Genomic DNA, 6,157 nt, shown 5'->3' with positions numbered 1-6,157 from the left:
GTCCACGGTGGACGCTTTCATGGCGGGGTAGACGCCGAAGAACACGCCCACGGCCACGCTGAACGTAAAGGACAGCGTGGCGGACCACAGCGACATGCGTATGGGCAGCGTGGGGTACAGTTCGCCCAGGATAAACGTGCCGAGCCAGCCAAGCGCAATGCCAACGAGGCCGCCGAGCACGCTGAGCGTTACCGCTTCGATGAGAAATTGCGCCGCCACGTCGATCCGCCGCGCGCCCACGGCCTTGCGTATGCCCACCTCGCGCGTGCGTTCGCGCACGGACACGAGCATGATGTTCATGATGCCGATACCGCCCACGAGCAGCGAAATCGAGGCGATGCCCACCAGCATCAGGCGCAGCATGTCGAAGATGCGTGAAAACGTGGCCAGCATGCCGTCCTGGTCCGTAATCGTGAAATCTTCGTTGTTGTCATGGGCCGCTTTGACAATCTTGCGCACCGATTCGATAGCCCGGCCGATATCTTCCTTGCTGCGCACGCCGATGACGATCTCCCAGAGTTCGTCCTCGCCGCCGCGGAACATCTGCAACGCGCTCGGCAGCGGGACCAGCACGATATCGCCCAGGTCGATGCCGAGCACCATGCCCCGCTCCTCGAGGATGCCCACGATCATGTGTTTCGTGCCGTTGATCGACACGAGTTCGTAAAGCGCGCGCTGACTGCCGAACAACTCGCGCTGGATCGTCGTGCCGATGACGCAGACCTTGTTGTTGCGGTCGATGTCCTGCTCGCTTATGAACCGTCCAATCTGCGTATAGAGCTGGCGCACGTGCTCGAAATCGGGCGTCGTGCCGATACACATCACATTGCGCTGCCGGTTCCGGTAGCGGACGTTCGCAAGGCCCAGCATGTTCGCGGCGACGCCGGTGATGCTTTCGCCCTTGCGCTTGATCGCCTTGGCGATATCGAACGTAAGCTTGCGGTGGCTGCCCGCGGTGATGGGAAACATGCCCGCCGTTTCCTGGCGGCCCGGCGTCAGGAGCAGCACGTTGCTGCCCATGACCGCGAATTCGCGCTCGACGTAGAACTGGGCCGATTCGCCCAACGCAATGAGCATGATGACGGAGAGCACGCCGATGATCACGCCGAGCGTCGTCAGCATGGCCCGGACCTTATTCTGGCCGATTGCGCGCAACGCGGTCAGGATGGAGTCGAGCGGGCCCATTAGAATGCGATCTCTTCTACCACGCGCACGGGCACCCCCTCCTTCAGCGCCTTGAGGTTCACCGACGTGACAAGCAGTTCCCCTTCCTGCAGACCTTCCAGAATCTCGCGGCGTTCCCAGTTGCCGATGCCCACTTTCACGTCGCGCCGGACCGCGCGCCCGTTCTCAATCACATACGCGAATTCATCGCGGATCAACGATTCGCTCGGCACAAACAGCACATTCTCCTTCTGTTCGGCGATGAGCGTCACGTCGGCGGACATGCCCGGCACGAACTTCTCCGGCTCCGTGATGATGCGCACTTTCGTCTCGAACGTCCGCGTAAGGTCCTGCACCGTCGTAACGACGGGCGCGATAAAGCTTAATTCCCCCTGAAATTCTGCGTCCGGATAGGCGTCCAGCGTGATGCGCGCGCGCTGCCCCACGAACATCTGGCCGAAGTTCGCCTCGTCGAATGGCGCCGTGATATAGCGCTCCTGCTCCTGTATGAGCAGCGCCACCGGTACGCCCATGACGACGGCCTCGCCCACTTCAAGCAGGGTCTTGGCCACCACGCCTGCGAAGGGCGCGCGTATGAACGCCTTGTCGCGGAGCGCGCGCGCCACCTGCACCGCCGCCTCGAGCTGCGTCAGGCCCGTTTCCGCCGCGCGAATCTCCTCTTCCCGGACCGCGACTTCCTTCCGGCCGGCTTCCGCCGTGGCGACCGTCTCCTGCGCAACGCGGTAGGCGAGCGAGACCTTTTCGAAATCGCTCTGCGAGACCGCCCTGCGGTCCGCAAGCGACTTGATCCGGTCGAAATCGGCCTTGGCCGCGTCGAATTGCGCCCGCGCCTGGCCCAGCCGCGCCGTGGATATTTCGTCATAGATGCGCGCGGCGATCCGCACCTGCTCAAGCCGCGACCGGCCCACCTCGAGATTCGCCTCCGCCAGCGCCACATGCGCGTCCAGTTCGCCGTGTTCCAGTTCCACAAGCAGGTCGCCCGCCGCGACGCGAGCGCCCTCCTCCACGTGCACCGCGGAGACCACCCCGAGCCCTGCCGCGGCCACGCGCGACTGCATGCCCGGCGTCACGACCCCGGAGGAAATCGCTGAGATGGTCTGTTCGACCGAGCCGCGCGCGATACGGTCCGCCGTCACCTCCACGTCGGCCTCGCGCGTAACGTAGTAAAAGAACCCGCCGGTCAGCCCGCCCGCCACAAGCAGCCAGAAAATTATTGGGATTGCCAGATTCTTTCGTCTTTTTTCCGCCATTCGTCGCTCACCAGTTTGCCGTCGCGGAAACTCATGATCCGTTCGGCATGTTCCGCCACTTCCCGTTCGTGGGTCACCAGCACTATCGTATTGCCGCGCCCGTGCAACTCCGTAAACAGGCGCATGATGCTCTCGCCGCTCGCCGTATCGAGGTTCCCCGTCGGCTCGTCCGCGAAAAGAATGGACGGGTTGTTCACGAGAGCGCGCGCGATGGCCACGCGCTGCCGCTGTCCGCCGGACAACTCGGCCGGCCTGTGCCCGGCCCGTTCGCCCAGGCCGACGGCTTCGAGGGCCACTTGCGCGCGAGCGATGCGCGCGCGGCGCGGCACGGCGTCGTACAGCAGGGGGAGTTCAACGTTGCCCAAGGCCGTGTCGCGCGGCAACAGATTGAAGTTTTGAAAGACGAACCCGATCTCGTGGTTGCGCAATTCCGCGAGTTGCGCCTCGCGCAGCGCACCGACCCGCTGCCCGGCAAGCCAGTATTCGCCCGAGGTGGGATGGGACAGGCAGCCGAGGATATCGAGCAGCGTCGTCTTGCCGGAGCCCGACGGGCCCATTACCGCCACAAACGAGCCACGCGGGATGGCAAAAGACACCCCGTCGAGGGCGCGCACCACCGTATCACCCATTTCATAGATTTTGCGCAGGTCCTCGACCCGAATCAGCGTTTCGGGATCCAAGGCGTTCATGGGGCGATATATTACCAGATTCAGGGAACGCATATGCGAATCGCCTCGCCCATCGCGTCCGGGGGGGGAGGAATTGCACCGTACCCAGATGAAGTTTTCCAGCGAATGTGCTAATAATAAAGACGCGGGGGCGGAATGGGTCTGGGAAGAGGCAAAAAAGGAGGCAGACGAACATGGTTGACGCGACACGTTCCGCTTGTATCAATCATCCCGGCGTGGAGGCCACGGTCCGCTGCAAACAGTGCGGCAAGCCCGTGTGCAACACCTGCGTGGTTATCGGCCCGACCGGGCGTTTTTGCTCGGCGGGCTGCCAGCAGCGGCATCACACGTTCACACAGCGGGCGCAGCAGCTTGAGGGGAAGGCGCGAACCGGCGTCTTCATGCGCGTGCGCAAGGCCGTCGGCGTGGTCATCATCATCGCCGCCGTCGCCAGTGCGGTGCTGTTCGTTGGCTACATGTTCGAGATACCGGTATTAAAGGATATCGCTCAAAAAGCGCTGGCGTTGATAGGCCAGGGACAATAGGAGACATACCATGGACCTCAGCGGACTGAAATGGCCCCTCATAATCGTCATTGTGGTGGCGATCGGCTGGCTGGCTTCGAGCGGCGGCGTGAATTGGATGGTGAAACAGGCGACGAAAGCCACGCCCGGCCAGGACCAGGCGCAGGATGTGAAGGATGAGGCGCGGCTCTCGAAAATCAGCGGCTACCTCATGATACTGTGGCGCTATGAACGCGCGGCTGAAGTGCTCAACGATTGCTTCGCGCGCTACGGCGCCTCGGGCGCCAATCACTGGCACAACAAGTACCGCATGGTGAAATGTCAGGAAAAAATGGAGAACTACCAGCAGGCCTACAACATCCTTCAGGAATTGCTCGCCGCGCAGGCGTGGACCTATGACAAGCGCGTGCCGGACATGGATAACCTCAGCCTTCGCGCCTCGAAACTGAAGGAAGTGCACGAGCTTCAATAGTGAGCGCCAAGTACGAAATCGTATATGGCCGCAATCCCGTCCTCGAATGCCTGCGCGCCCGCAGACGGGCGGCGCGCAGGCTCTTACTCTTGCGCGACGCCAAGGGCCTCGATGCCCTGATCGAGGCCGCCGCGGGTCTCAGCATCGCTTACGCCGCGCGTCAGGAACTGGATCGCTTCGCCGGTGGCGGCGCGCACCAAGGCGCCGTGTTGGAAGCGGAACCCTTGCCCGTCCTGGAACTCAGAGACCGCTTGGCCGCGGAAACCGGCCACGCGCTCTTTGTCGCGCTGGACGGCGTCGAGGACCCCCAGAATTTCGGCGCCATCGTCCGTTCCGCGTCGGCATGCGGCGCTTCCGCCGTCATCTTCACCAGAGACCGGGCGGCCCCGCTCTCGCCCGCGATGGTCAAGGCGGCCGCGGGCGCGGTCGAGCACGTCCCGCTGGTCCGTGTCACCAACCTGGTCCGCGCCATCGAAACGGTGCAGGGCGCGGGTTTCTGGGTTTCGGCGCTCGACGCGGCGGGCGACAAACTCCTGTGGGACGTCGACCTCACGGGCCGCACCATGCTCATCATCGGCGGGGAAGGCAAAGGCGTGCGTCGGCTTGTGCGCGAGCGCTGCGACCACCTGCTGCGCATCCCGATTACCGGCCCGATCACGAGCCTCAACGCCTCCGTCAGCGCGGGCATCGCCCTCGCCGAATGCCTGCGCCAGCGACAGCCGCGCAAGTAGAGGCACCCGCCTGTCTTCCCCTACCGTCCCCGGGGCCTGACAAAGCGGCGTCTGAACAAATACGCGGCAGGCACTGCGACCATTCCAACACTTGACGCCGCAACGTCTCCATCTCGTCTGCTATGGCACGAGCCGTCATGACGAGAAGGATAATCGCCGCGCACAACCAGGCAGGTACCGGACGTTCGGTCGATAGTTCTAACATGCGCAGGGATCTCTGGTCACCCCCGCGCGCGACGAGGCGAGGGCTTGCTTCCAGCGCTTGTTTCCATTATGTCAGCCTTAGTGTCTGCGCCGGTGCGCAAGGACTCCGCGCAACGCAAGCGCGCCGCAGGCTGTCAAAACCGCAGCGATTGTGGCCATTAACCACAACCGATTTTCCACGAGCCAGGACGAAGCCACGTACGTTGCCGTTTCGCCGGACCGATAATCGGTGAACACGGTTCCATCTGGGAAAGTCAGCGTGAAATCTTCTTCCGACAGCGGCTCATTCACACGCGCGGTTGCGGTATCCACCGCGACATACATGATGGAATCGACGTAAGACGGCGGCGTCTGCCGCAGCAGGTAGTAATACTCCTGCACGGAAATCTCGTTGGCCAGACAGCGCGTTTTCAGCGGCTCAACTGCATTGCCGTCTTCCGTCCAGTATGTACGCATCGCCCAGTAAGGAAAGGCTACGCCGTTCAGATATTGGTACTGATCCAGCTCCAGCGACATGCGCGGCCCGCCCCAACGCGCCACCGCCGCACTGCCGATGACGCGGCAGGCTTGCCCGCGTTCCGGCAGGAACGTGCCGGCCTCACGCGCTGCTTCAAATAGGGCGTTCCTGAAACGGATACCGTCTTCCTCTCGACTCTTCTCTCGCCGCGCGCTTCTTGCATCCCCGTCACGGCGCCGTCCCCGCCAACGGCGGGACGCTGCGACATCGCGCACTGCTTGCATCCCCGTCACGGCGTTCGTATAGTGCGCGCCATGTCCGCGCCATCCCCTGTTTTCACACGCGTTTCCGCCGCGGCGAACCGCCGCGCCGCGGGGGATATGCTGCTTGCCTCTCTCGGTTTCGCCACAATGTCGTGTATCGCGCACGGGTTTCGCGGCCAGGCGCCTTGGCCCGCGGTGGCCCTCGCTCGAATCGCGGTCACTCCTGGAATCATGTACGCCTTGCTTGCCGCGCGGGGCATCCCGATGGTGTGGTGCGGCTCGCGGGCGCTCTGGTGGCGCAGCATCTTCGGCACGGCCGGGCTCCTCTGCAATTTCTACGCGCTGACGCGCCTGCCCGTCACGGACGTGGTCACCGTGCTGTCCACCAGCCCCGTCTGGGTCG

The 6,157-nt window shown here is 63.6% G+C and carries 8 protein-coding genes; 4 read left to right on the top strand and 4 right to left on the bottom strand.

What is annotated here, in order from left to right; all coding sequences use genetic code 11:
- From KA184_22765 to KA184_22755, 3 genes are all read right to left on the bottom strand, one after another.
- The coding region (locus KA184_22765; GenBank protein MBP8132411.1) for an ABC transporter permease at positions 1–1,185 on the bottom strand (1,185 nt) is incomplete at its 3' end.
- A complete protein-coding gene (locus KA184_22760; protein ID MBP8132410.1) occupies positions 1,185–2,435 on the bottom strand; it encodes an efflux RND transporter periplasmic adaptor subunit in 1,251 nt (416 codons plus the stop codon). The genes KA184_22760 and KA184_22765, both read right to left, overlap by 1 nt.
- Entirely contained in the window at positions 2,396–3,100 is a 705-nt protein-coding gene (locus KA184_22755; protein ID MBP8132409.1) for an ABC transporter ATP-binding protein, read from the bottom strand. The genes KA184_22760 and KA184_22755 overlap by 40 nt, the downstream gene beginning before the upstream one ends.
- Positions 3,101–3,297: 197 nt before the next feature.
- On the opposite strand from KA184_22755, the gene KA184_22750 reads away from it, so the two are divergent.
- Genes KA184_22750 through rlmB form a run of 3 tightly spaced genes read left to right on the top strand, consistent with a single transcriptional unit; the run spans position 3,298 to position 4,830 of the window.
- Positions 3,298–3,648 (top strand): B-box zinc finger protein, encoded by a 351-nt coding sequence (locus KA184_22750; protein MBP8132408.1) that lies wholly within the window; start codon positions 3,298–3,300, stop codon positions 3,646–3,648.
- A 10-nt stretch (positions 3,649–3,658) separates the two neighbouring features.
- Positions 3,659–4,099, top strand: coding sequence for a hypothetical protein (locus tag KA184_22745; protein ID MBP8132407.1), 441 nt, complete (start codon positions 3,659–3,661; stop codon positions 4,097–4,099).
- Positions 4,099–4,830 carry a 23S rRNA (guanosine(2251)-2'-O)-methyltransferase RlmB gene (gene rlmB, locus KA184_22740; GenBank protein MBP8132406.1) on the top strand — a complete coding sequence of 244 codons (732 nt, stop codon included), beginning with the start codon at positions 4,099–4,101 and terminating at the stop codon, positions 4,828–4,830. Before KA184_22745 ends, rlmB begins: the two co-directional genes overlap by 1 nt.
- A 282-nt stretch (positions 4,831–5,112) precedes the next feature.
- Here the strand turns inward: rlmB and KA184_22735 are convergent, their stop codons facing one another.
- Positions 5,113–5,550 carry a hypothetical protein gene (locus tag KA184_22735; protein MBP8132405.1) on the bottom strand — a complete coding sequence of 146 codons (438 nt, stop codon included), beginning with the start codon at positions 5,548–5,550 and terminating at the stop codon, positions 5,113–5,115.
- Positions 5,551–5,871: 321 nt separating this feature from the next.
- Here KA184_22735 and KA184_22730 point away from each other — a divergent pair.
- A partial coding sequence (locus KA184_22730; GenBank protein MBP8132404.1) for a hypothetical protein occupies positions 5,872–6,157 on the top strand: 286 nt, incomplete at its 3' end.

This window comes from Candidatus Hydrogenedentota bacterium, from assembly GCA_018005585.1.
Taxonomy (GTDB): Bacteria; Hydrogenedentota; Hydrogenedentia; order Hydrogenedentales; family JAGMZX01; genus JAGMZX01.
The sequence above is the reverse complement of the archived record's forward strand: the minus strand, read 5'-3'. Positions and strand labels throughout refer to the sequence as shown.

Bases quoted from the DNA above. Each gene is read 5' to 3' on its own strand.
- KA184_22760 (MBP8132410.1), bottom strand. From the start codon at position 2,435: ATGGCGGAAAAAAGACGAAAGAATCTGGCAATCCCAATAATTTTCTGG.
- KA184_22750 (MBP8132408.1), top strand. From the start codon at position 3,298: ATGGTTGACGCGACACGTTCCGCTTGTATCAATCATCCCGGCGTGGAG.
- KA184_22745 (MBP8132407.1), top strand. From the start codon at position 3,659: ATGGACCTCAGCGGACTGAAATGGCCCCTCATAATCGTCATTGTGGTG.
- KA184_22735 (MBP8132405.1), bottom strand. From the start codon at position 5,550: ATGTCGCTGGAGCTGGATCAGTACCAATATCTGAACGGCGTAGCCTTT.